At 66.6% G+C, this 613-nt stretch carries 1 protein-coding gene; it reads left to right on the plus strand.

Annotation, left to right across the window (positions count from 1 at the left end; genetic code table 11):
• On the plus strand, positions 1-366 hold a 366-nt coding region (locus tag ACT6Q8_RS25620), incomplete at its 5' end, for an outer membrane protein assembly factor BamB family protein (RefSeq protein WP_444739494.1).
• Positions 367-613: the final 247 nt, after the last annotated feature.

Genomic DNA, 613 nt, shown 5'->3' on the forward strand with positions numbered 1-613 from the left:
CTGTTCGACGACCATATCGGTTCGCTGCGCGCGATAGATCCCAAGACCGGCAAGGTGGCCTGGGAAGTCAAGAACAGCGCGCCGCTGTGGGGCGGTGTGCTCACCGCCGGCGACCTCGTGTTCTGGGGCACGCCCGAGGGTTACCTGAAGGCCGCCGACGCCAAGACCGGCAAGGTGGTGTGGCAGTTCCAGACCTGCTCCGGCGTGGTCGCGCCCCCCATCACCTGGACCGAGGGCGGCGAGCAGTACGTCAGCGTGGTCTCGGGCTGGGGCGGTGCCGTGCCGCTGTGGGGCGGTGAAGTGGCCAAGAAGGTCAACTTCCTCGAACAGGGCGGTTCGGTCTGGACCTTCAAGCTCATGAAGTGATGTGGTGTTGGGGGTGGCGTGGCCCAGGCCATGCCACCCCTTTTTTCTGTCCCTTCTTTCCTTCCTTTCTCCGGTGCCCGCCATGCGTTACCTCCTGATCCTCCCCACCGTGCTGGCCGGCCTGGCCCAGCACGCCACCGCCGCCGACCTGGCCGCCGTGGAACTCGCCAAAGCCAATGGCTGCTACACCTGCCACGCCAACGCCGACAAGGTGGTCGGCCCGCCCTTCAGCGCCATCGCGGAAAAG

This window comes from Niveispirillum sp. (genome assembly GCF_052437035.1).
Classification (GTDB): domain Bacteria; phylum Pseudomonadota; class Alphaproteobacteria; order Azospirillales; family Azospirillaceae; genus Niveispirillum.